This is a genomic window from Nocardioides epinepheli, from assembly GCF_037936805.1.
GTDB lineage: Bacteria > Actinomycetota > Actinomycetes > Propionibacteriales > Nocardioidaceae > Nocardioides.
Window position 1 is genome coordinate 44,752 of record NZ_JBBMMC010000001.1, and the last position, 22,011, is coordinate 66,762.

Annotated in this window: 17 protein-coding genes; 7 read left to right on the forward strand and 10 right to left on the reverse strand. The window is 72.2% G+C overall.

What is annotated here, in order from left to right; genetic code table 11:
• Positions 1 to 5 precede the first annotated feature (5 nt).
• Together WMR31_RS00180 and WMR31_RS00185 are read left to right on the forward strand one after the other, a co-directional pair.
• A complete protein-coding gene (locus tag WMR31_RS00180; protein ID WP_340536721.1) occupies positions 6 to 788 on the forward strand; it encodes a hypothetical protein in 783 nt (260 codons plus the stop codon).
• On the forward strand, positions 785 to 3,493 hold the full coding sequence (locus WMR31_RS00185) for a stealth family protein (RefSeq protein WP_340536723.1): 2,709 nt from the start codon (positions 785 to 787) through the stop codon (positions 3,491 to 3,493). The genes WMR31_RS00180 and WMR31_RS00185 overlap by 4 nt, the downstream gene beginning before the upstream one ends.
• Before the next feature lie 50 nt (positions 3,494 to 3,543).
• On the opposite strand, the gene WMR31_RS00190 is transcribed toward WMR31_RS00185, so the two are convergent.
• Positions 3,544 to 4,563 carry a hypothetical protein gene (locus WMR31_RS00190; RefSeq protein ID WP_340536724.1) on the reverse strand — a complete coding sequence of 340 codons (1,020 nt, stop codon included), beginning with the start codon at positions 4,561 to 4,563 and terminating at the stop codon, positions 3,544 to 3,546.
• Positions 4,564 to 4,700: 137 nt separating this feature from the next.
• On the opposite strand from WMR31_RS00190, the gene WMR31_RS00195 reads away from it, so the two are divergent.
• The gene (locus WMR31_RS00195) at positions 4,701 to 5,960 is read left to right on the forward strand and encodes an HNH endonuclease (RefSeq protein WP_340536725.1); all 1,260 of its coding nucleotides are present in this window, start codon (positions 4,701 to 4,703) and stop codon (positions 5,958 to 5,960) included.
• Between the two features lie 14 nt (positions 5,961 to 5,974).
• On the opposite strand, the gene WMR31_RS00200 is transcribed toward WMR31_RS00195, so the two are convergent.
• Positions 5,975 to 7,060, reverse strand: a complete 1,086-nt coding sequence (locus tag WMR31_RS00200) for a DNA polymerase domain-containing protein (protein ID WP_340536726.1) — start codon at positions 7,058 to 7,060, stop codon at positions 5,975 to 5,977.
• Positions 7,061 to 7,113: 53 nt separating this feature from the next.
• Here WMR31_RS00200 and msrB point away from each other — a divergent pair, with 53 nt between their 5' ends.
• Positions 7,114 to 7,518 (forward strand): peptide-methionine (R)-S-oxide reductase MsrB, encoded by a 405-nt coding sequence (msrB, locus tag WMR31_RS00205; RefSeq protein ID WP_340536727.1) that lies wholly within the window; start codon positions 7,114 to 7,116, stop codon positions 7,516 to 7,518.
• A gap of 12 nt (positions 7,519 to 7,530) precedes the next feature.
• On the opposite strand, the gene WMR31_RS00210 is transcribed toward msrB, so the two are convergent.
• From WMR31_RS00210 to hemE, 5 genes are read right to left on the reverse strand one after another with little or no spacing between them, the layout of a single operon-like run.
• The gene (locus WMR31_RS00210; RefSeq protein ID WP_340536729.1) at positions 7,531 to 8,181 is read right to left on the reverse strand and encodes a hypothetical protein; all 651 of its coding nucleotides are present in this window, start codon (positions 8,179 to 8,181) and stop codon (positions 7,531 to 7,533) included.
• 38 nt (positions 8,182 to 8,219) lie between these two features.
• Positions 8,220 to 8,942 (reverse strand): hydrogen peroxide-dependent heme synthase, encoded by a 723-nt coding sequence (gene hemQ / locus WMR31_RS00215; RefSeq protein ID WP_340536731.1) that lies wholly within the window; start codon positions 8,940 to 8,942, stop codon positions 8,220 to 8,222.
• Positions 8,939 to 10,261: a protoporphyrinogen/coproporphyrinogen oxidase gene (locus WMR31_RS00220; protein WP_340536732.1), complete on the reverse strand. Its 1,323-nt coding sequence runs from the start codon at positions 10,259 to 10,261 to the stop codon at positions 8,939 to 8,941. The genes hemQ and WMR31_RS00220 overlap by 4 nt, the downstream gene beginning before the upstream one ends.
• 59 nt (positions 10,262 to 10,320) lie before the next feature.
• Positions 10,321 to 11,658: a carboxylesterase family protein gene (locus tag WMR31_RS00225; RefSeq protein ID WP_340536734.1), complete on the reverse strand. Its 1,338-nt coding sequence runs from the start codon at positions 11,656 to 11,658 to the stop codon at positions 10,321 to 10,323.
• On the reverse strand, positions 11,645 to 12,727 hold the full coding sequence (hemE, locus tag WMR31_RS00230) for a uroporphyrinogen decarboxylase (RefSeq protein ID WP_340536735.1): 1,083 nt from the start codon (positions 12,725 to 12,727) through the stop codon (positions 11,645 to 11,647). Before hemE ends, WMR31_RS00225 begins: the two co-directional genes overlap by 14 nt.
• 70 nt (positions 12,728 to 12,797) lie before the next feature.
• Here hemE and WMR31_RS00235 point away from each other — a divergent pair, with 70 nt between their 5' ends.
• Together WMR31_RS00235 and WMR31_RS00240 are read left to right on the forward strand one after the other, a co-directional pair.
• Positions 12,798 to 13,412, forward strand: coding sequence for a DUF3000 domain-containing protein (locus WMR31_RS00235; RefSeq protein WP_340536737.1), 615 nt, complete (start codon positions 12,798 to 12,800; stop codon positions 13,410 to 13,412).
• Positions 13,409 to 14,701, forward strand: a complete 1,293-nt coding sequence (locus tag WMR31_RS00240; protein WP_340536738.1) for a ribonuclease D — start codon at positions 13,409 to 13,411, stop codon at positions 14,699 to 14,701. The genes WMR31_RS00235 and WMR31_RS00240 overlap by 4 nt, the downstream gene beginning before the upstream one ends.
• On the opposite strand, the gene WMR31_RS00245 is transcribed toward WMR31_RS00240, so the two are convergent.
• The 3 genes from WMR31_RS00245 to hrpA all read right to left on the reverse strand — a co-directional run bounded on the left by WMR31_RS00245 (position 14,668) and on the right by hrpA (position 20,704).
• Positions 14,668 to 15,999 (reverse strand): ABC transporter substrate-binding protein, encoded by a 1,332-nt coding sequence (locus tag WMR31_RS00245; RefSeq protein ID WP_340536739.1) that lies wholly within the window; start codon positions 15,997 to 15,999, stop codon positions 14,668 to 14,670. The genes WMR31_RS00240 and WMR31_RS00245 overlap by 34 nt on opposite strands.
• Positions 16,000 to 16,178: 179 nt before the next feature.
• Positions 16,179 to 16,802 (reverse strand): hypothetical protein, encoded by a 624-nt coding sequence (locus WMR31_RS00250; protein ID WP_340536741.1) that lies wholly within the window; start codon positions 16,800 to 16,802, stop codon positions 16,179 to 16,181.
• Positions 16,803 to 16,828: 26 nt separating this feature from the next.
• Positions 16,829 to 20,704 (reverse strand): ATP-dependent RNA helicase HrpA, encoded by a 3,876-nt coding sequence (gene hrpA / locus WMR31_RS00255; RefSeq protein ID WP_340536742.1) that lies wholly within the window; start codon positions 20,702 to 20,704, stop codon positions 16,829 to 16,831.
• Between the two features lie 158 nt (positions 20,705 to 20,862).
• Between hrpA and WMR31_RS00260 the strand changes: the two genes are divergently transcribed.
• Positions 20,863 to 21,999: an SPFH domain-containing protein gene (locus tag WMR31_RS00260; protein ID WP_340536743.1), complete on the forward strand. Its 1,137-nt coding sequence runs from the start codon at positions 20,863 to 20,865 to the stop codon at positions 21,997 to 21,999.
• Positions 22,000 to 22,011 lie beyond the last annotated feature (12 nt).

Genomic DNA, 22,011 nt, shown 5'->3' on the forward strand with positions numbered 1-22,011 from the left:
TGCGCGTGAGGTTCCGTCGCCGCTCCGAGGCCAGCCCCGCCGACGACGAGAGGCCCGCGGCGGTCTTCGCGGGGATCCTCGACGGACGTCGTCTGTGGGTGGCGATCGAGTCGGCCTCCCCAGCGCCGTCGGACCGGATCGGCCTGCGCGACCCCGAGACCGGACGCCTCCTCGACGTGCCCGACGACGACCCCGGCGACCAGCCGGGCTACCTCTCCGCGCGCCTCGACCTGGCCGCCCTGCCCGAGCCGCCCCCCGCAGTGCTGGAGGTGGTCGTCGAGTCGTCCGGCGGATTGACGCCGGTCGCGACCCCGCCGCTGCCCCGTCATCGACCGGCACCCACGCCCGACGGCCGGACCAGGTTCCTGCTCGCCCGGGGGGACGACCACTCGCTGCGCGTCCGCAGCGAGCGGGTGGTGCCGGCCGCCACGCTCACCTCGGTACGGTCCGAGCCCGACCCGTCGGGTGGCGAGCAGGTCGCGCTCTGCCTGTCCGGACCCGGCGCGCGACTGCGCCTGGTCACCGACGACGACACCGAGCTGGCGAGCTGGCCGCTCACCGGCGACGTGGTGGCGCTCGGCGAGGACGACCTGGTCGCGCTCGCCTCCACGGCGCCGCAGGTCGCGCGGCTGCTGCTGGACGACCTCCCTGTACGACGGGCCGACAACGACCTCGACGACCCGGCCCGCGCCGTGCCGCTTCCCGCCCTCGGCCGGCTCCGTCTGCGCTGGTCGGGTCTCGGACTGCTCCAGGCGCGGCTCCTCGAGGACCCGGAGACCGCGCGATGAGGATCGGCTACCTGGTCTTCAACATCGACGGCATGGGCGGTACCAGTCGCTCCGCGATCACCCAGGCCAACGCTCTTGCCGGGGCACACGACGTCCGGATCCTCAGCGTCACCCGCACCGCCGAGGAACCGCACTACGCCATCGACCCCCGCATCGACGTCGAGCGACTCGTCGACCTTCGCGACCCCGACCGACCGGCCTACGGCGGACTGTCACCCGACCGCGCGGTCGCTCTGCACCGCCGGGAGTCGGCGTTGGTGCCGGCCAGGTGGGACGCTCAGTTCACCGCACTGTGCGACGTCGCTCTGGAGGAGTCACTCCCGGGCCTCGACGTCGACGTGCTCGTCACCGTGACCCCCGGCCTCCTGGCCGCCGGGGTCGAGCTCACCGCGCCGAAGATCGTCGTCGTGCACCAGGAGCACCGCTCCAGCAGCGCCCGCACCGGCGGCCTGGAACCGCTGCTCGCCTACGCCCCGCGCGCCGACGTCGTGTCGCTGCTGACCCCGGGGCTGGAGGCGTGGCTCGGCGAGCAGCTCGGCGGACTCACGCCGAAGACGGTGGTCGTGCCCAACCCGCTCCCGCTCGGGTTCACCCCCCGCTCCACGCTCGACTCCCAGCTCATCGTGACTGCGGGCAGGCTGGTGCAGGAGAAGCAGTTCGGCCGCCTGCTGGAGTCCTTCGCGCTCGTCGCCGACGACCTTCCCGGATGGCGGCTACGGATCTGCGGCGACGGGCCGCAGCGCGGCGACCTGCTGCGTCAGATCCGCAAGTGGAACCTGTGGGACCGCGTCGAGCTGCCCGGAAGCGTCCCCGACATGACCGCGCAGTGGGCCAAAGCGTCGCTAGTGGCGCTGTCCTCGAAGGCCGAGGGCTATCCGCTGGTCCTCCAGGAGGCGATGGCGGCCGGAGTACCCGCCGTCAGCTTCGACTGCCCCTCCGGGCCCCGCGAGATCATCGACCACGGCGTGAACGGGCTGCTGGTGGCCCCGCAGTCGGTGAACGGCCTGGCCAGCGCCATCCGACGGATCGCCGAGGACGACGGCCTCCGGCGGCGCCTGGGTCAGGGCGCGCTGGAGACCGCCCGCGCCTGGGACCCGGCCCGGATCGCCGACCGCTGGGAGGCGATCTTCACCGACGCGATCACGGCGCGCGCCGGCCGCGGCCGGCTGACCGCCCGGGCCGAGGCAACCCCGACAACGCCCAACACGTCCATCTCCTCGGCGCCGACCCCGGACCTCGGCGGACTCACACCGATCCGCGCTCGGAGCGAGGCGCTCGCCCTTGCGGTGGAGGCGGCCCGATCGGCGTCCGACGCGTGGTTGGTGATGCCCGCCCACGACCGGGCGACGCCCACCGTGATCGTGCCGATGGAGGCGCGGGCGGCGTTCTTCGAGGCACTCGGCCGATCGGACGCGCCCACGTATCTCAGCCTGCGCGACCCCGCCGAGCAGGGCTGGCCGGAGCGACGTGGCCCCGTCACCGAACTTGCCGCCGACCTGCGCCGCGGTCGCACGTCGTCGGCGGTGTTGGAGCCCTGGCCCGAGATCGAGGGTCGGGCCACGGTGATCTCGTCCGGCTGTGGCGTCGAGATCGAGTTCTGGGAGGCGGCACCGGACGGCTCCCTCGTCGCCCCACGCCGCAATCCCTACCTCGACCGGCTGCCCGCCCGGCCCGACACGGTCGAGATCGAGGTCGACGGCGTCCCGGCGCGCACGGTGCCGATGATGGCGGCGCCGACGGCGACGGAGGTGACCTTCCCGATCGACGCCGTCTATACGTGGGTCGACGGCAACGACCCGGCGTGGGAGCAGGCGCGGCGCAGCCGACTCACCGAGGTGACGGGGGTAGGACTGACCCGGGCGTCCAGCGGTCGGGCCCGGTACGTCGACCGCGGCGAGCTGCGCTTCTCGCTGCGCAGCCTGCACCTCTTCGCGCCCTGGGTGCGTCGGATCCACATCGTCACCGCCGGACAGTTGCCGACCTGGCTCGACGCGGACCATCCGCAGATCCAGGTCGTCGACCACCGCGACATCCTGCCGGCCGACGCCCTGCCGACCTTCAACTCACATGCCATCGAGTCGGCGCTCCATCGCATCGATGGGTTGGCCGAGCACTTCGTCTACTTCAACGACGACATGATGCTCGGACGGCCGGTGCGCCCAGAGGCGTTCTTCACCTCCTCCGGGCTGTCGGCGGTCTATCTCTCCAAGCTGGCGATCGGCCTCACCGACTCTCCCGACGCCGCCCCGTTCGTGCGGGCCGCGTGGAACAACCGGGCGCTGCTCGAGGCGGCCTTCGGCGTCGTGACCACCCATCACCTCTCGCACGCGCCGTATCCACACCGCGTGTCCGTGCTGCGCGAACTCGAGGCAAGGTTCCCCGACGCGTTCGCGGCGACGGCCAGGTCGCCGTTCCGAAGCGATAGCGATGTGTCGACTCTGAGCTCGCTGGCCCAGCACTACGGTCTGGTCACGGGCACCGCGTTCGTGGGTGACGCCGAGGCCCATCCGCTGAACTTCATCAACCTCAGCAACAGCGGCGCCGACCGCCTGCTTCGCCGTGCCCTCGACCGGCAGCAGGACTTCCTGTGCCTGGGTGACCATCACGACCACGCGCTCGACGCCGCCGCCCTCGATCGGGCTCTGGACCGCTTCTTCGCCGAGTACTACCCCGTCGCCGGCCCTTGGGAGCTTCCGGGCCGCTAGCCCGAGATCCGGCAGATTGCGGGGGTAGGAGGCCGACCCGGCCCCCGGCGTCAGCGGAACCAGCCGCGTCGCTTGGGCGCGTCCTCCCGCAGACGGCGGACAGTCTCCTCGAGCTCCGCGATCCGCTCCTCCTTCGCGGCCACCCGCTGCTTCAGCTTGCGGCGGGCTGCCGCAACTTGGGAGGTTGCCTCGTCCGAGGCGATCGCGGCCGAGGCGACGTAGAGCTCGTTGTACTCGGCGGCGAGACCGTCGAGGGTGGCCATCGCCGCGGTGTCGTCCGGCTCGGAGACGAGCACGTTGGCGGCCGACCAGGTCCGTTCGGCGAGGTCGCGGAGTGTGTCGGGAACGGTGAGCCCGTCCCAGGCATCGGAGGAGCGGTTGAGGGAGCTGGTCAGGAAGTCGTCGACGGGGTGCGGCGCAGTCAGGTCGCCCGGGTCGACACCGAGCTGCGCGCAGGCGCGGGTCATCGCGGCGCGCCAGTCGCCGATCAGGTCGTAGTACGGCACGAACGCACGTCGGTTCGCGCGAGTCGCCCGCTCGGTGACGAAGACCGAGTTCATCCAGGCGGCGACGTTCGTGGTCTCGCGTTGGAGGCGCGCCTCGTCCGACATCCCGGTGAGGTAGGCCGAGTCGCGCGAACGCACCACCTGGGTGGGGTGCCGGAGCATCGTCAGGCTGATCAGCTCTGCCCCCGTGGCGGCGACGACGCGCTGCCAGAGCGGATAGACCCAGTACGCACGGGTCTCCTTGATCACGACGACGTCGTCGTCGGGACGTCCGGCGAGCTCCTCGGCCAGCCATGACTGGAGCTCGTCCTCTCGCTCGGGCGTGAGGTCGTTCATCGCGATGTCGCCGGCGTGCGGCCGGCTGTCGATCGTCCGGACGGGGATGCCGTTGAGCCAGTACTTGTGGAAGTCGGCCACCCACAGCGGCTCGTAGTAGCCACGGGGGTTGCGCTCGTCGGCCTCGACCTCGGGCTGTGGCACGTGGAAGTCGAACCGCTTCAGGGTGCCCGCCACGCTGCTCGTGCCGCTGCGGCCCGAGCCGGTGACGATGAGGACCTTCTTCACCCGCGCGAGGTTACCGTTCGAGCGCTCGACGCGGCCTCTCGGGCGACACGTTGTCCACAGGCGGAGGTTTCGCGCAGTTCTCCACAGGCTCGGGTCCGGCGCGTGCGTGGTGCCGCGCTGGTTCCTAGGTTCGCGCCATGGCCGCCTCCCCGCCCGCAGTGCTCGCCGAATGGGCCCACGCCCTCGGCGAGCTCGGCGTCCCTGGAGACGACGTCGATGACGCCGCACGCGTCGATCAGCTCCGGTCCCTCGAGGCGCTCAAGGGGGCCGTTGATGCAGCACAGCACCGCGTAGCGCATGCCCTGGACGAGTCGCAACGCGCCGCGCAGCGAGCCGCCGGCGTCCCGGCCCGCCAGGTGGGCGAAGGAATCGCGCTGCAGGTCGCGCTCGCCACCCGACAGAGCCACCAGCGCGCCGCCCGGATGCTCGGGACGGCCCGCGTCCTGTGCACCGAGATGCCGCACACCCTCGATGCCCTGGCCACCGGCCGGATCGACGAATGGCGCGCCATCCTCCTGGTGCGCGAGACGGCATGCCTACGACTCGAGCACCGCCGCCTGATCGATGAGAAGGTGGCTGGCTCGGACGTCGTCGAAACCCTGAGCACCAAACAGGTCGTCGGCAAGGCCCACGAGCTCGCTGCCAGACTGGACAACGCCGGTGTCGCCGAGCGGCAGCGACTCGCCGAGCGGGACCGGCGCGTCACGATCCGTCCCGCCCCGGACACGATGACCTACGTGACGGCGCTGCTGCCGGTGGAGCACGGCGTGGCGATGTACGCCGCCCTCAAGCGCGCCGCCGACACTGCAATCGCCGAGGGCGAGGCCAAGGGCCGCGGCCAGATCATGGCCGACACCATGGTCGAGCTGGTGACCGGCCGCAGCGCGGCGACTCCGCCACCGGTCGAGGTGCACCTGGTGATGACCGACCGGGCGCTCCTGGAGAACAGTGCCGAACCTGCGCACCTCCCCGGATACGGGGTGGTACCCGCTGAGTGGGGGCGCGACCTGGTTGGACGATCGGCCTCTCGAGCCACAGCCTGGGTGCGCCGTCTCTACGTCGCACCCGGGGCTCGCGCCCTCATGGCCATGGACTCCCGCCGGCGCACCGTGCCCGCAGGCCTCGCCACGTTCATCCGCGATCGGGACCAGCTATGCCGCACACCGTGGTGTGGCGCCCCGGTGCGCCACGTCGACCACATCGAGCCGCACCGCGAGAGCGGTACGACGCAAGCCTGGGGCCTGCAGGGACTGTGCGAGCGGTGCAACCACGCGAAGGAGGCGCTGGGCTGGTCGAGCCGTCCGCGGGCCGGGCCCTCACACGTCACCGAGATCACCACGCCTACCGGGCACGTGTACCTCGCGTTCGCGCCACCGCCGCCCGGCGACGTCGCCTGAGGGCGGGGAGCGGATCAACCGTCGATTCGGTTGCCGTCCTCGTCCCAGTGCGCGGCGACCTTCTTGCTGGGCTGGACCCGCGGTGGCTCCCCCGGCATCTTCGGGTAGTCGGGGGGGTAGTTCAGCTCGACCGCGCCCTGCTCCTCCCAGAGGTCGAGCAGCGGTGTCAACGAGTAGGCGACGTCGTCGATGCCTGCCCACGGATCGCCGTCGGCGGCGAGGCGTTCGGGCACGGTGAACAGGTTGAACTCGCGGGGGTCATCGACCTCGGCGAGCTCGGCCCAGGTCATCGGTGTCGACACCGGCGCGCCCGGCTGGGGACGCAGCGAGTACGCCGAGGCGATCGTGCGGTCGCGGTTGTTCTGGTTGAAGTCGACGAAGATCCGCTCACCGCGCTCCTCCTTCCACCACTCGGTGGTCACGCCGTCCTCGCGGCGGGCCAACTCGCGGCCGAACGCGATCGCCGCGTGCCGCACGTCGACGAACTCCCACCGCGGCTCGATCCGCACATAGATATGCACGCCGCGGTTGCCGCTGGTCTTCGGGAATCCGACCAGGCCGAGCTCCCGCAGTAGCTCATCGGCGACGCCGGCGACCCGGACCGCGTCGCGGAACGTGGTGCCAGGTTGCGGGTCGAGGTCGATCCGAAGCTCGTCTGGGCGGTCGACGTCGGCACGCCGCACCGGCCAGGGGTGGAAGGTGAGGGTGCCCATCTGCGCACACCAGACCGGCACGGCGAGCTCCGTCGGACAGATCTCGTCGGCGGTCCGACCGCTGGGAAAGGTGATGCGGACCGTCTCGACGTAGTCCGGCGCACCCTTGGGCACCCGCTTCTGATAGAACGCGTCGGCGTTCTTGTCCTGGGGCCCGGTCGCCAGGCGCATGCCTTCGCGCACTCCGGCGGTCCAGCGCTCGAGGGCGGTGGGGCGGTCCCGCAGCGCACGCATCAGGCCGTCACCCACGCTCACGAAGTACTCGGCGACCATGAGCTTGGTGACCTCGGGCGTGCGGTCGGTGGCTTCATAGATCACCCGGTCCGGGCTCGAGATTCGCACGGCGCGACCGCCGGCATCGACCTCGACGGCTGCGGTCTTCGCCATGTCGAGCACCCTAGTCCGCCGCGTTCTCGACCGGTCGCCCGTACGCTGGACGCATGGCCTACGACGTGGAGAAGACCGACGAGGAGTGGCGCGCCCAACTCTCCCCCGAGGAGTACCAGGTGCTGCGGCAGGCGGGCACCGAGCGCGCCTTCACCGGGGAGTACACCGACACCGAGACCACCGGCGTCTATCGATGCAAGGCCTGCCAGGCCAAGCTGTTCGAGTCGGACACCAAGTTCCATTCCGGATGTGGGTGGCCGAGCTTCTACCAGCCGATCACCGACACCGTCGAGTACCTCGAGGACAACTCCCACGGCATGAAGCGCGTGGAGGTGCGATGCGCCAACTGCGGCTCGCACCTGGGACACGTCTTCCCCGACGGGTACGGCACGCCCACCGGCGACCGCTACTGCATCAACTCCGTCAGCCTCACCCTGGAGCCTGCCGATCAGCAGTAACCGGGTCACTCGTCAGACGGGCACCAGGGCGCTCGTCACGACGACGACGCCGGCGCCATGGTTCGCGTCGAGCGCATCCTGCAGGGTCCCGTCGTCGTAGACGACGTCGATCAGGACATGACCTTCGGCGTCGGCGCTGGCCGACAGTACGCCCGGCACCGTCCGACTCAGCTCCACGGCCAGGTCGTCCAGCTCCGCCTGGGAGTAGTCGCGTGCGGGCGTGGGTAGCGGCGGCGGCTCCTCGGAGGGCGGGTCGTAGAGGGCGGACGAGATCGCGCTCTTCACGGTGAAGCGCTTGCCGTTCCAACTGCCGGTCACCGCGAAGGTGCCCCATCGCGCCTCGCCCTGCTGCTCATACAGGCCGGGTCCATCCCAGTTCCAGCGCCGAACCGGCGGTCCCGAGCACTGCGGTGGGTAGGACTCGAGGACCGCACCCAGGCAGAGCATGGTGCCCTTGGCGGTGCCCATCACCGTCGCGGGCTCCCTGGTACGCACCATGCCGTCGGCGGCCGGAATCTCACTGGGCAACCCGTCCGCTGCCGAGGACGGCGTCTGACTCTGATCCGACGAGCCGCGGTCGACGGCCTCGTCGTTGGGATCGCCGTCCGCACCGCATGCCGTCAGTGCGAGGAGAAGGGCCCCTGCTGCGATCGACTGCCTCATCTGGGTAGGACGACCCCGAGGCTCACCAGGTTCCCGGATCAGGGCAGCCGGTCGAGCAGGTCGGGAACCGTCGTGAGCGAGCCGGTGTAGAACGGGATCTCCTCGCGCACGTGCCGCCGGGCGCGGCTGGCCCGCAGGTCCCGCATCAGGTCCACGATCCGGTACAGGTCATCGGCCTCGAAGGCGAGCATCCACTCGTAGTCGCCCAGCCCGAACGACGCCACCGTGTTGGCGCGCACGTCGGGATATGGCCGCGCCTGCATGCCGTGCTCCTTGAGCATGTCTCGGCGCTCCTCGTCGGGCAGCAGGTACCACTCATAGGACCTGACGAACGGGTAGACGCACACGTGGGCGCGCACCTCCTCGTCATCGAGAAACGCCGGGACGTGGCTCTTGTTGAACTCGGCCGGCCGGTGGATCGCCATCTGCGACCACACCGGCTCGAGACGACGGCCGAAGGCAGTCCGCCGGAACCGGTGGTAGGCCGACTGCAGGTCCTCCGAGCGAGGGGCGTGGGTCCACACCATCACGTCGGCGTCGGCACGCAGCCCGCTCACGTCGTAGACGCCACGTACGACGACGCCGTCCTCGGCCAGGTCGGCGAACAGCTTCTCGACCTCGGCGGCCTCGCCCGCCCTGTCGGCGCCGCCGGACTCGGGCTCACCGAGCAGGTCGGAGAGCCGGAAGACCGACCACATGGTGTAGCGGATCGAGTCGTTGATCTCGCGCAGGCGGGCGGCTTTCGACTGGGTCTCGCTCATGACGCCATTGTGCCGCGTGCGCCCACCACGTCGCGCGCCGCCCGATGGGCCGAGGCGATGCAGGCCGCGATCCCCACCCCGTCGTAGGCGGCGCCGCACACGGCGAGGCCGGGCACCTCGCCGATCGCGTCGCGAATCCGCCGGACGCGGTCGAGGTGGCCCGGACGGTACTGCGGCAGTCCGCCGCCCCACCGTTGCACGTGCGCGTCCAGCGGCGCTGCCGCGAGGCCGACGGCGTCGCGAAGGTCGGCCAGCGACGCGGCGACGAGCTCGTCGTCGGTTCGCTGGAGGGTTCGCTCCTCCCCCACCCGGCCGAGTGAGGTGCGCAGGTGGAGGACGTCGTGGCCGAGTCCCCACTTGGTCGTGGAGAACGTCGAGGCCTTGATCCGGCGGCCGTCGACCGGCGGGACGAGGAATCCGGACGCCTGGGCCACCGCGTCGGGTACCGCGGCGCGGTCGAAGGCCAGGGTCACCACGGCCACCGAGGCGTAGTCGATCGTCGCCACCTCGGCGGCCGCCGCCGGCGCCAATCCGCCGAGCAACCGGGCGGCCGGGGCGGCCGGCACGGCCACGATCACGCCGTCGGCCCGCTCGATCATGGGCGCGGGGCGGGGTCCCGTGACGAGGGTGAATCCCGGTCCGATCTCGCGGACGGTGGTTCCGGTGCGGACGTCGAGGGTGGCCGCCAGCCGTTCGACGAGCACGCCCATGCCGCCTTCGATCCCGGCGAAGACGGGGATCCCGGGGTCGGCGGGGAGCGTGAGAGGACCGTTGCGGAGCGCGAGGAGCTGGGGCGCGGCCGCCTGGGCCGAGATCTCGCGGGCGTGGCCTGCGTACACCCCGCCGAGCAGCGGTTCGACGAGACGGTCGACGACCTCGTCGCCGTACCGGCGCGCCACGAGATCACCGACGGACGGGTCCTCGGGGAGGCTGTCCAGCCCGCCGGGGTCCTGGCGGGCGCGAGAGAGACCCTCCTCCGAGATGATCCCGCTGGCCGCGAGCTGGTCGAGGTCCAACGGTGCGCCCAGCAGGGTGCGCGGGAGCGGCCGCAGCGCGCCGCGGGTCCAGATCCGGGAGGATGAGACCGCCGGATGCACGATCTCCAGTCCGAGCTCGCGGGCCAGGCCGATGCCCTCGGGGCGACGATTCACCATCGCCTCCGCACCGACGTCGACCGCCGCTCCAGCCACCTCGGCCCGGCGGATCTTGCCGCCGACGCGCTCGGCGGCTTCGAGGACGACGACCTCGTACCCCGCCGCTTGCAGGTCGTGGGCAGCGGTCAGGCCCGCGATCCCTGCACCGACGACGACGACCCGCACCCAGCGATGGTCTCAAATGCCGTCCGGCGTCCCGCGCGCGGTCGGCCGCCTCAGGGGCGTCAACCGGAGGAGTCGAGCCTCAGGTGGCCGCACCCGGGGTCGACCACCCGTCCGGTGCGGGCGAACTCGGCCCACACCCGGCGGACCGGCCGACCGGCCTCCTCGACCTCGGCCCAGGTGGCGCCGTCGATGATCGGCGACCCGGCCCAGCCGGCGCGATTCGGGAAGAGCAGCGCCAGATCGACGGTGTGAGCACCGGCCAGGCGGTTGCCGCGCGGCCCCCACGAGAGGGAGTACCTCGCGCCGCGGCCACCCGCCGCGCGATGACGTCGCAGGAACCGGGCGGCGTCGCGCCCGTAGATGCGCCACGACAGCGCCCGCACCAGCGGCTCGACCAGGATCCGACCCACGATCGGGAGGCGCGCCACGCGGTCGACCGCCGGCACCTCGGACACGAAGAAGCTGGTCTCGCGGCTGTTGGTGCCGATGAGGACGTCGACGTCGGGAGCCACGGCCGCCCAGGCCGCGTCCAGATCGTCCTCGGCGGGCACGGGCGCGTGACCGTACTGGACGCCGAACGGCATCGCGGCGCGCAGGCCGAAGGGCCGGGCGCGGTCGTTGACCCGCCGGTAGTGGCCGTTGACCTCCTCCGCGGCGAGATCGTGGGGGATCCCGGCCGCCTCCTCGACCATGGCCGCGGTCATCTCCGCGCGACCGCGGGTGATCCCCAGCGGCGCGCTCTGGACGATGGCCCGACCGAACAGGCCGCGCGCCTCCTCGGCCGCCATCAGGTGCAGGACGGCGTCGGCCCCGGCCGACTCGCCGAACGCGGTGACGTTGTCGGGGTCGCCGCCGAAGGCATGGATGTTGCGCCGCACCCACCGCAGGGCCTCGATCATGTCGAGGAGGCCGAGGTTGGCGGGCCGTTGCGGTGTGCCGCCGAGGAATCCGAACAGGCCGAGCCGGTAGGTCACCGACACCACGATCACCCGCTGCTCGCGCACCAGGGTCGCGGGGTCGTGCACCTCGACGTCGCCGGAGCCGCTGACATACGACCCGCCGTGCACGAAGACCATCACCGGGAGGTCGGAGTCGGCCCCCACGTCGAGGCCCTCCGGCACCGTCACCGACAGCCGCTGGCAGTGCTCGTCGAGCGTGTGACCGCCGAAGCCCGCCGGAAACATCCGATCCAGCAGGGGCGAGCCGACCTGCGGGCAGGCCGGGGACCACGAGGTGGCGTCGATCAGGTCCGCCGGCGGCTCGGCGACCGGCGCCTCGTACCGACCGGCCCGTGCGTAGCGGATGCCGGTGGCTCGCACCACCCCCGCGTCGCGCCAGCCCACGATCTCGCCGGCCGGCGCGGAGAACCGGGGCGGCGCGGTCTCAGTCGCGCGCACCGGCGGACTGCCGCTGGACGGGGTAGGACTGGACGAACTCGGTGAGCCGGGCCAGCTGGTCGGGATCGGTCGAGGGAAGGACGCCGTGGCCGAGGTTGAAGACGTGACCCTTCGCCGCGCTGCCGGCCGCGATCACCTCGGCGGCGCGCGCGGTCATCACCTCGGTGGGCGCGAAGACCAGCGTGGGGTCCAGGTTCCCCTGGACGCCGCGGTCGCCGACGACGCGGATCGCCGCCCCCAGCGGCGTGCGCCAGTCGACGCCGACGACGTCGGCTCCGGCCTCTCCCATCAGCGAGAGCAGGTTCGAGGTGCCGACCCCGAAGTGGATCCGGGGCACCCCGAGCGCGCCGGCGCGCTCGAGCACCCGCGCGGAGTAGGGCATCACGTGCTCGCGGTAGTCCTCCGGCGTCAGGGCGCCGGCCCAGGAGTCGAAGAGCTGGACCGCCGAGGCACCGGCATCGACCTGCACCTCGAGGTAGGCGGCGGCGATCTGGGCGATCTTGGTGAGCAGCGCGTCCCAGACCTCGGGCGCCCCGAACATCATCGCCTTCGTCTTGGCGTGGTCCTTGGACGGGCCGCCCTCGACCAGGTAGGAGGCCACGGTGAACGGTGCGCCCGCGAAGCCGATGAGCGGCGTCCCGCCGAGCTGGCCCACGAGCCCGCGCACGGCCTCGGTGATGAAGGGGACGTGCTCGGCGGTGAGCTCGGGGATGGCCGCGACGTCGTCCAGAGTGCGCACCGGGTTCTCCACCACGGGTCCCACCCCGGGCACGATGTCGAGGTCGACGCCCACCGCCTTGAGGGGAAGGACGATGTCGGAGAAGAAGATGGCCGCGTCGACGCCGTAGCGGCGGACCGGCTGCATGGTGATCTCGACGACGAGCTCGGGTCGCATGCACGACTCGAGCATCGCGACTCCCTCGCGTACCTTGAGGTACTCCGGCAACGAGCGCCCCGCCTGCCGCATGAACCACACCGGCGTGTGCGGCACCGGCTCGCCGCGCACGGCCTTGAGGAAGGCGCTCTCGGCCAGATCGGGATGGTCTTGACGCTGGGAGGGGGCGGACACGGGCCAAGCCTCGCATCCCGCCCCGCGTGTCCGGCGATCGGATGTCGCCGGGCGGACCTACTGTGGCCCTATGGTGGTGCGTCAGGAGTCGAATCTCGCGCCGGCCCGATTCCGGTCCGCGGTCGCGGCGATGCGCGCCGCGCCGCTGCGCCCGGAGGTCTTCTGCGAGGAGATGCCCGCCCCCCAGCGGATCGCCCCCTATGCCTCGGCCCTCTCCGCCGACGTCACGGTCGATGGCACCGACGTCGGCACGGGCCGCCTGATCCTGCTGCACGACCCCGACGGCAACGACGCCTGGGACGGCACCTTCCGCTGCGTGGCCTACTGCCGCGCCGAGGTGGAGCTCGAGCTGGTCGCCGACCCGATGCTGGCCCACGTGGGCTGGTCCTGGCTCACCGACGCCCTCGAGGCCCACGACGCCGCCCACACCGCCGCGTCGGGCACCGTCACCCGGGTGGTCACCGAGAGCTTCGGCACGATGGCCGACGACGGCGGCACCGCCCAGGTCGAGGTGCGCGCCTCCTGGACGCCTCTGGCCGACGAGGCCACCGGCGAGCTCGACATCACCCCGCACGTGGAGGCCTGGGGCGAGCTGCTGTGCGCTGCCGCGGGTCTCGAGCCGGTGCCCGAGGGGGTCGCCGTCCTGCCCAGTCGCCGCGGGCAGCGCGGCAGCCCCGGACGATGAGCGAGACCACCGAGCCGATCGAGCCGGCCGACGTCTCGGAGCCCGAGCCCGCCGAGCTGCTCACGCTCGCCGACGGACTGCCGGAGCTCATCGACACCCAGGCGGCGCTCGAGGAGTACGCCGCCAGGCTGGCTGCCGGCACCGGCCCGGTCGCGATCGACGCCGAGCGCGCCTCGGGCTACCGCTACTCCCAGCGCGCCTACCTCATCCAGCTGCGTCGCGCCGGCAGCGGAACCGGTCTGGTCGACCCCATCGCCTTCGACTCCCTCGCTCCCCTGGTCGAGGCGCTGGAAGGCACCGAGTGGATCCTGCACGCGGCCACCCAGGACCTCCCCTGCCTCACCGAGGTCGGGCTGCATCCCGACGAGCTCTTCGACACCGAGCTCGCCGGTCGACTGCTCGGCTATCCGAAGGTCGGCCTGGCCACGCTCGTCGAGACCCTGCTGGGGTTCCGGATGAAGAAGGAGCACTCGGCGGCCGACTGGTCGACCCGGCCGATGCCCGAGTCGTGGCTGGAGTACGCGGCGCTCGACGTCGAGGTCCTGGTGGAGCTGCGCGACCTCCTCGCCGCCGAGCTGGAGGAGTCCGGCAAGGCCGAGTGGGCGCGCCAGGAGTTCGACGCGCTGCGCAGCTTCACGCCCACCCCCCGCGTCGACGCGTGGCGTCGCACCTCCGGCCTGCACCGAGTCCGCGGACGCCGGGGGCTGGCCGCGGTGAAGGAGCTGTGGGAGACCCGCGACGAGCTCGCCGAGCGCCGCGACGTCACGCCCGGGCGGATCATCCCCGACTCCGCGATCGTCGCGGCGGCGGTCGCGATGCCCACCGACCGGGCCGCCCTGTCCGCGCTCAAGGGCTTCCACGGCCGTGGGGCCGACCGTTACGCCGCGCGCTGGGTGGAGGCCCTGGAACGGGCGGCCTCGCTCGAGGAGGACCAGCTGCCGACGCGGTCACCGCGCGGCGAGGGGCCTCCGGTCGCCCGGGCGTGGGCCGAGAAGGACCCGGTCGCGGCACGCCGGCTGCAGCTGGCCCGCGACGCCATGACCGCGCTGGCCGAGGAGCAGAACCTCCCGGTGGAGAACCTGCTCACCCCCGACGTGCTCCGGCGGACCCTGTGGGCGCCGCCGGCCACCCGCGACCCCGGTGACCTGCTGGACCGCGTCGTCGATCAGCTCTCCGCCCTCGGAGCCCGGCCGTGGCAGATCGCGCTCACCGCGCCGATCATCGTCACCGCGATCCTCGACGCCGACGACCCGGCTCACGACGGCGAGTCGGACGGCTCCGGCTCGTAGTCGGGATCCAACAGCGTCCGCGACAGGTCGTCGATCTCGTTGGTGAGCATCGGCAGGTCGGGATAGGTCCCGTTGAGCATCTCGTCGAGCAGCGGCGCCACGAGCTCCTCGAGCTCGGGACCGTCCTCGATCACCGGCAGCAGGACGACGTCGAGCACGCTGGCGTTGAACACTCCGGCGTGCTCGGGCATCTGGCCGGACTGCAAGAACGCCTCGGAGCGGGCCGCTGTCACGTTGGCCGGCACGATGTTCCCGGCCTCGGTCACGGTCGCGACGCTCTCGTCGGAGATCGCGTGCACCAGGAAGTCGGCGGCCTGCTGGACGTGGTCGCCGGGGCTCAGGCACAGGCCGCTGATGTCGGCGACCGTGGCCGGCGTGCCGAGGCTGGGCATCGGCATCACGTCGAAGTTCAGGCCCTCGATCCGCCGCAGCTCGGGGGTGAGGGAGCGGTAGCCCTCGATCATGCCGAGCTTGCCGCGCTCGAACCACTCCTGCGGTGAGGCCTCGGCGAGCTGCTCGGGGGTGAGGGTGATCGGCGAGCGCAGCAGCTCCAAGGTGGTGGTCAGCGCACCGGTGGTGGAGCTCGAGGAGAGGGCCAGAGACGTCGGCTTCGCGTCGTCGTCGAAGAGCTGGCCCCCACCGGAATACAGGAAGGGCGCCAGGCTGCGCAGCCGGGGCTCGACGCTGACGCCCTTGGTGGCACCGCGGCGGCGTGCCGCGAACTCGGCTGCCGCCCGGAACTCCTCGAAGGTCCACCCCTTGAGGCGATCGTCGGGGGCAGGCAGGCCCCGCTCGCGCATCCGGTCGAAGTCGATCAGGTCGGTGTTGTAGTAGATGACCATCGGCGAGACGGAGTACGGCATGCACTGCAGGTCGTCGTCGGAGGAGAACGCCTCGATCCCGGTCTGGGCGTAACCGTCGCCGTAGCTGATGTCCCGTGCTTCGAGCAGGTCGAACAGCGGTGCGTTCTGCCCGTCCGCCACGATGCCGGCGAGCTCTCGCCGGGTGGTCAGGAAGATGTCGGGCGGACTCTCGCCGTTGTCCAGGGAGGCGGCCAGCGAGGCGCTGTCGGGCCACGACTTCAGCTCGACCTCGGTGCTCTCCGCCGCGGCGTTGTAGGTGTCGACGACCCGCTGGTAGGCGGCGACCTCCTCCTGGGACCCGAAGACGCCGAACGTGAGCTGCACCTGGCCGGCCGGAGGCTCGTCGTCGTCCTGCTGGTCGCAGGCGGCGGTCAGCGAGAGCGCCAGGACCCCCACCAGGGCGAGCACGAGTCGACGGCTGCGTCGTCGTCGCATCAGGCTCCTCGAGATTCGGTGGGTCGGATCACCCTACCGAGGCAGGTGACGAGCACGCCGGACCGGGAGCGCCTCACGGCGCGTGGCCGCTCGTAGCGGCTTATGTTGGGACCCGGGGCTGCCGCAGCCCGGCGTGCTCGACTGAGCAACTCTACGCGCCGCTCCGGCATTCCCCCAGATCAGTGGTTCCCCAGACGACCGTCGAGCTCGAGGTGGGCCGCGGCTTCGAGCTGGTCGGCCAACACCGCGATCCGGCGGGTCTCGGCGTCGCCGGCCTCTCCCAGTGCGGCCCGGCCGGTCGCGATCACCCTGCCGAACGCCGCCGCGCGCAGCAGGACGTCGGCGAACTCGCTGCCGGCGATCCCGCGCAGGACGTCGTCGATCATGGCGCGCAGCTCGTCGGGGCCCGGCGGGTCGGCGACCCCGGCGACCACCTCGGCCACCTCGGCCCGGCCGCGGCCGGCGTCGAACTCGCGGGCGACGCGCAGCGGGTCGGCGTGCACCCACGACCGCAGCAGGTACAGGCGCCACAGGCAGCCGGCGAGGGAGTCCGCCGGAGACCCGGCCCAGACCTCTGCCACGGTCTCGATGCCCTCCGCGTCGGCGAGGTGGAGCAGCCGCTCGGTGACGGCGGCGTCGTCGGTCTCCCGGGCGCCGCGCACGAGCAGGGTCGCGGCGCGGTCGGCCGCCTCGCTCACCAGGGCCGGGTCGGCGCCGCCCTCGAACTCCTCGAAGTAGCCAGACCACCGCGCCAGCGGCCGCTGGTGGGCGCGGCGCGAGGGGCCTGGTTCGGATTCGGGCACCCCACCAGCCTACGCAGGCTCCACGCTCAGCCCAGCACCTTACGGATCCGCTGGTCGCTCACCGGGCCGTCGGTGCCGAGTTGCTGGGCCCACAGCGAGACCCGCCACTCCTCCAGCATCCAGCGCACCTGTCGCAGTCGCGCCTCGGGCGGCCGTCCCTCGGGCAGTGCGGCCACCCGGTGCAGGTAGGCCTCCTGCAGCGGGGTGACCTGGTCGAGGTGCTGCCGGTCGCGCACGACGCCGCCGCCCTCGTCCAGCCGCGTCCGGCGCAGCTGGAGGGCGCGGAGGTAGGTCGGGTAGCGGCGCAACCGCGAGGCGCCGGCCTCCCCGACGAAACCGGGGCCCACCAGCCGGCCGAGCTGGGCCTTCATGTCGGCCAGCGCCGGCAGCTGCGTCATGTCGGCCCGACCGCTGAGCGCCTTGTCGGCCTCGCGCCAGCCGTCGAGCACGCCGATGACGTCGCCCACGGTGGCGCGGACCGCCGCCTCGTGGTCGGGCGCCGCCGCGGCGAGGAGTGCGTTGAATGCCGCCTCGTCGCGCACCGGCGCACGCGCGTCGACGAGATCGGCGAGCACCGCGGTGCGCACGTCGGCGAGCAGGTCCGCGACGCTCGGATATGGCGAGCCGGCCAGGCCGAGCTTCTCGAGGTTGGTCAGCCCGCCGAGGACCTGCGCCGTCGGATCGGGCAGGGCCAGCGCGAGCAGCCGCCGGACACCGAGCCGGTGCCGCGCCTCGGCCTCCTCCGCCGAGCCGACCACGACCAGCCCGACCGTCTCCCCCTCGTCGACCAGGGCCGGGTGCGCGGTGACCTCATGGCCGGCCCGTCGCTCGGTGATCGCCTCCTCGACGGCGCCGAAGACCCACTCGGTCGCGCCGGTGCGGGCCAGCCCGCTGTCGTGGGCCACCTCGTCGAGCGCCGCGGCGAACTGCGGGCGCAGCGGGGCCTTGAGCGCCTCGAGGTCCTTGCCGCGGGCCTGCTCGGCGCCGGCGTCGTCGACGACGCGATAGGTCGGGCGCAGATGCTCGGCGACCTTGGTCCAGTCCCACGCATCGCGCGGGACGGCGACGCCGGTGGTCGCGCGCACCCAGCGTTCGAGCGCGTCGAGGAGCGGCTCCTCCCCCGCCGGCACCTCGGCGAGGAAGCGCCGGGCACGGTCGGGCGCGGGCACCAGCGAGACGCGGAGGTTCTTCGGCAGACTGCGGATCAGCGCGGTGACCAACTCTTCACGCAGGCCCGGCACGTTCCAGGAGAAGTCGTCGGCCTCCACCCGGTTGAGCGTGGCCACCGGCACCTCGATGGTGAGGCCGTCGTCGGCGGCTCCGGGCTCGAAGTGGTAGCTGATGGGGAAGGTCAGGCCGCTCCCCTCACCGGCCGCGCTCTGGCTGAGCCATGCGGTCGGGAAGTCGGCCTCGCGGACGGCGTCCGCGGTGTCGTGGGTGAGCATGTCGAGGTCGAAGGTGAGCAGCTCGGGCCGGCGCTGCCGCTCGCGCTTCCACCACGAGTCGAAGTGGGCGCCGCTGACGACGTCGGCCCCGACCCGGGCGTCGTAGAAGTCGAACAGGGTGTGTTCGTCGACGACGATGTCGCGGCGCCGCGCTCGGTGCTCGAGCTCGGTGGCCTCCTCCAGCAGCTCGCGGTTGCGGGTGAAGAACCGCTGCCGGGTCGACCACTCGCCGTAGACCAGGGCGTGCCGGATGAACAGCTCGCGTGCGACGGCGGGGTCGATGGAGCCGTACTGCACGAGTCGGTCGGCGACCAGCGGCACGCCGTAGAGCGTGACCCGTTCGTGGGCCATGACGGCCGCGCGCTTCTTCGACCAGTGCGGCTCGGAGTAGGTGCGCTTGACCAGGTGCGCGCCGAGCCGCTCGGCCCACTCCGGCTGGATCGCGGCGTTCTGCCGGGCCCACAGCCGTCCGGTCTCCACCAGCTCGCCGGCCATCAGGAACGGGGGGTTGCGGCGGGCGAGGCCGCTGCCGGGGAAGATCGCGAACCGGGCGCCCCGGGCGCCGAGGTACTCCCGCATCGGACGTCGCCCGGTCGGCTTCGCGCCGCGGTCGGGCTCGCGCTCCTCGAGCAGCCCGATGTGGCTGAGCAGGCCCGACAGCAGGGCCTGGTGGATGCCGTCGGCGTCGGGCACGTCGGCGGGCTGACCGAGGTGGAGGCCCATCTCCTTGCACACCCGGCGCAGCTGGGACTCGAAGTCCTGCCACTCGCGCACCCGCAGGTAGTTGAGGTACTCCCGCTTGCACATCCGGCGGAAGGCGCTGCTGCTGAGCTCGCGCTGCTGGGCTCTCAGATAGCGCCACAGCTCGAGCCAGCCGAGGAAGTCCGAGCCCTCGACCTTGAACCGGGCATGCTGCTGGTCGGCCTGCGCGCGCTGCTCGGCCGGGCGCTCGCGGGGGTCCTGCAGGCTCAGCGCGGCGACGATCACGATCACCTCGCGCAGGCAGCCGAGGCGCTCGGCCTCCAGGATCATCCGGGCCAGACGGGGGTCGATGGGCAGCCGCGCCAGACGGCGTCCGATCGCGGTCAGGCGGGGGCGGCCGTGCTTGTCGGGGCGACCCAGCGCGCCCAGCTCCTCGAGCAGCTGGACGCCGGCCTGCACGTTGCGGCGGTCGGGGGGCTCCACGAATGGGAACCGGCCCACCTCGCCGAGGCCCAGCGAGGTCATCTGGAGGATCACCGAGGCGAGGTTGGTGCGCAGGATCTCCGGCTCGGTGAACTCCGGGCGCGCCTCGAAGTCCTCCTCGGAGTAGAGCCGGATCGCGATGCCGGGGGCGACCCGGCCGCACCGGCCCGAGCGCTGGTTGGCCGAGGCCTGGCTGATCGGCTCGATCGGGAGGCGCTGCACCTTGGTGCGCACCGAGTACCGCGAGATCCGCGCGACGCCGGTGTCGATGACGTAGCGGATGCCGGGCACGGTCAGCGAGGTCTCGGCGACGTTGGTGGCCAGCACGATCCGGCGTCCGCTGTGCGGGGCGAACACGCGATGCTGCTCGGCGGCCGAGAGGCGGGAGTAGAGCGGCACGATCTCCGCCGACGAGGCGACGGCCCCCGCGAGCGCGTCGGCGGTGTCGCGGATCTCGCGCTCGCCGGGCAGGAACACCAGGATGTCGCCGGGCCCCTCGGCCGACAGCTCGCCGACGGCGGCGACGATGGCCTCGGTCTGGTCGCGGACGATCGGCTCGCCGTCCTCGTCGTCCTCGGGCAGGTCGACCAGCGGGCGGTAGCGAACCTCGACCGGATAGGTCCGGCCCGAGACCTCGACGATCGGCGCCGGCGTGCCGCTCCGGTCCTGGAAGTGCCGGGCGAACCGGTCGACGTCGATCGTCGCGGAGGTGATGATCACCTTCAGGTCGGGTCGCTTGGGCAGCAGCCGCTTGAGGTACCCGAGGAGGAAGTCGATGTTCAGGCTGCGCTCGTGGGCCTCGTCGATGATGATCGTGTCGTACTTGCGCAGCATCCGGTCGCGCTGCAGCTCGGCGAGCAGGATGCCGTCGGTCATCACCTTGACCCGGCTGGCGCGGGTGGTCCGGTCGGTGAAGCGCACCTGGTAGCCCACCGGACTGTCCTGGGCGCCGGCGTCGCCGATCGGCCGCCCCAGCTCGGCGGCGATCCGCTCGGCGACCGACCGGGCGGCGATCCGGCGCGGCTGGGTGTGGCCGATCAGTCCTCCGCGTCCGCCCGGGCCGCGGCCGAGCTCCAGGCAGATCTTCGGCAGCTGGGTGGTCTTGCCCGACCCGGTCTCGCCGGCCACGATCACGACCTGGTGGTCGCGGATGGCCGCGGCGATGTCGTCGCGGCGCTGGCTGACCGGCAGGTCGTCGGGGTAGGTGATGACGAGGTCGGGACCGGTGGGGTCCGGCGAGGAGGCCGATGAGGACGTGGCCGGGGAGGACATGGTGCCGCCATTGTGCCCGGCCCGGTGGATCGTCTGTCGAGCGGTTTCCCCAGCGGCGAGAACGGCGGTTGGGGCATCGTTGCCGTGGGTAGGTCGGCTACCGTCCACTGCGACCGGCGACTGGACCGGCCGGCACGAATGCGAGAGAGGGAACCCCCATGGGCCTGATGGATGCGATCCGCGGCGAGTTCATCGACATCATCGAGTTCCTCGACGACAGTCGCGACACGTTGGTGTGGCGGTTCCCGCGCCATGACAACGAGATCAAGAACGGCGCCAAGCTGATCGTGCGCGAGGGCCAGGTCGCGGTCTTCGTGAGCGAGGGCAAGATCGCCGACGTCTTCGAACCCGGCACCTACACCCTCGAGACCAAGAACCTGCCGATCCTCTCGACCATCCAGGGCTGGAAGTACGGCTTCGACTCGCCGTTCAAGGCGGAGGTCTACTTCGTCGGCACCCGCCAGTACACCGACTTCAAGTGGGGCACCCAGAACCCGGTGACGCTGCGCGACGCCGAGTTCGGCATGGTCCGGCTGCGCGCCTTCGGCACCTACTCGCTGCGCATCGTCGACGGCGGCAAGCTGCTCAAGGAGCTGGTCGGCACCGACCCGCAGTTCCGCACCGAGGAGGTCTCGGAGTACCTGCGGCAGAACATCGTGTCCCAGGTCGGCACGGCCCTGGCCAAGGCGAATGTGCCGATGCTCGACCTGGCGGCCAACCAGCAGGGCATCGCCGACCAGCTCGCGCTCACCCTCTCCGAGCAGCTCGAGCCGATGGGCATCACCATCCCGCGGTTCGTGATCGAGAACATCTCGATGCCCAAGGAGGTGGAGGAGGCCCTCGACAAGCGCACCTCGATGGGCGTGCTCGGGAACCTCGACCAGTACACCCGCTTCCAGACCGCCGAGGCGATCGGCGACGCCGCCAACAACCCCGGCGGCGCCGGTCAGGGCATGGGCCTCGGCATGGGGATGGCCATGGGACAGCAGATGGCGCAGTCGTTCCAGCAGCAGCAACAGCAGCAGCAGGCTCCCGCGCAGCCCGCGGCTGCGCCCGCACCGGCCTCGCCCCCGCCGCTGCCGACGTCGTCCTCGGCGTTCTTCGTGGCCATCGGCGGCCAGCAGGTCGGCCCGCTGGAGCGCGCGGAGCTGCAGGAGAAGATCACCTCCGGCGAGGTGACCCGCGAGACCCTCGCCTGGCGCGACGGGATGGCCAACTGGACGCCGGTCTCGGAGATCGCCGAGATCCGAGCGCTGTTCGGAGCCACGCCCCCGCCGCTGCCTCCGCAGGGCTGAGAGGAGTCACGC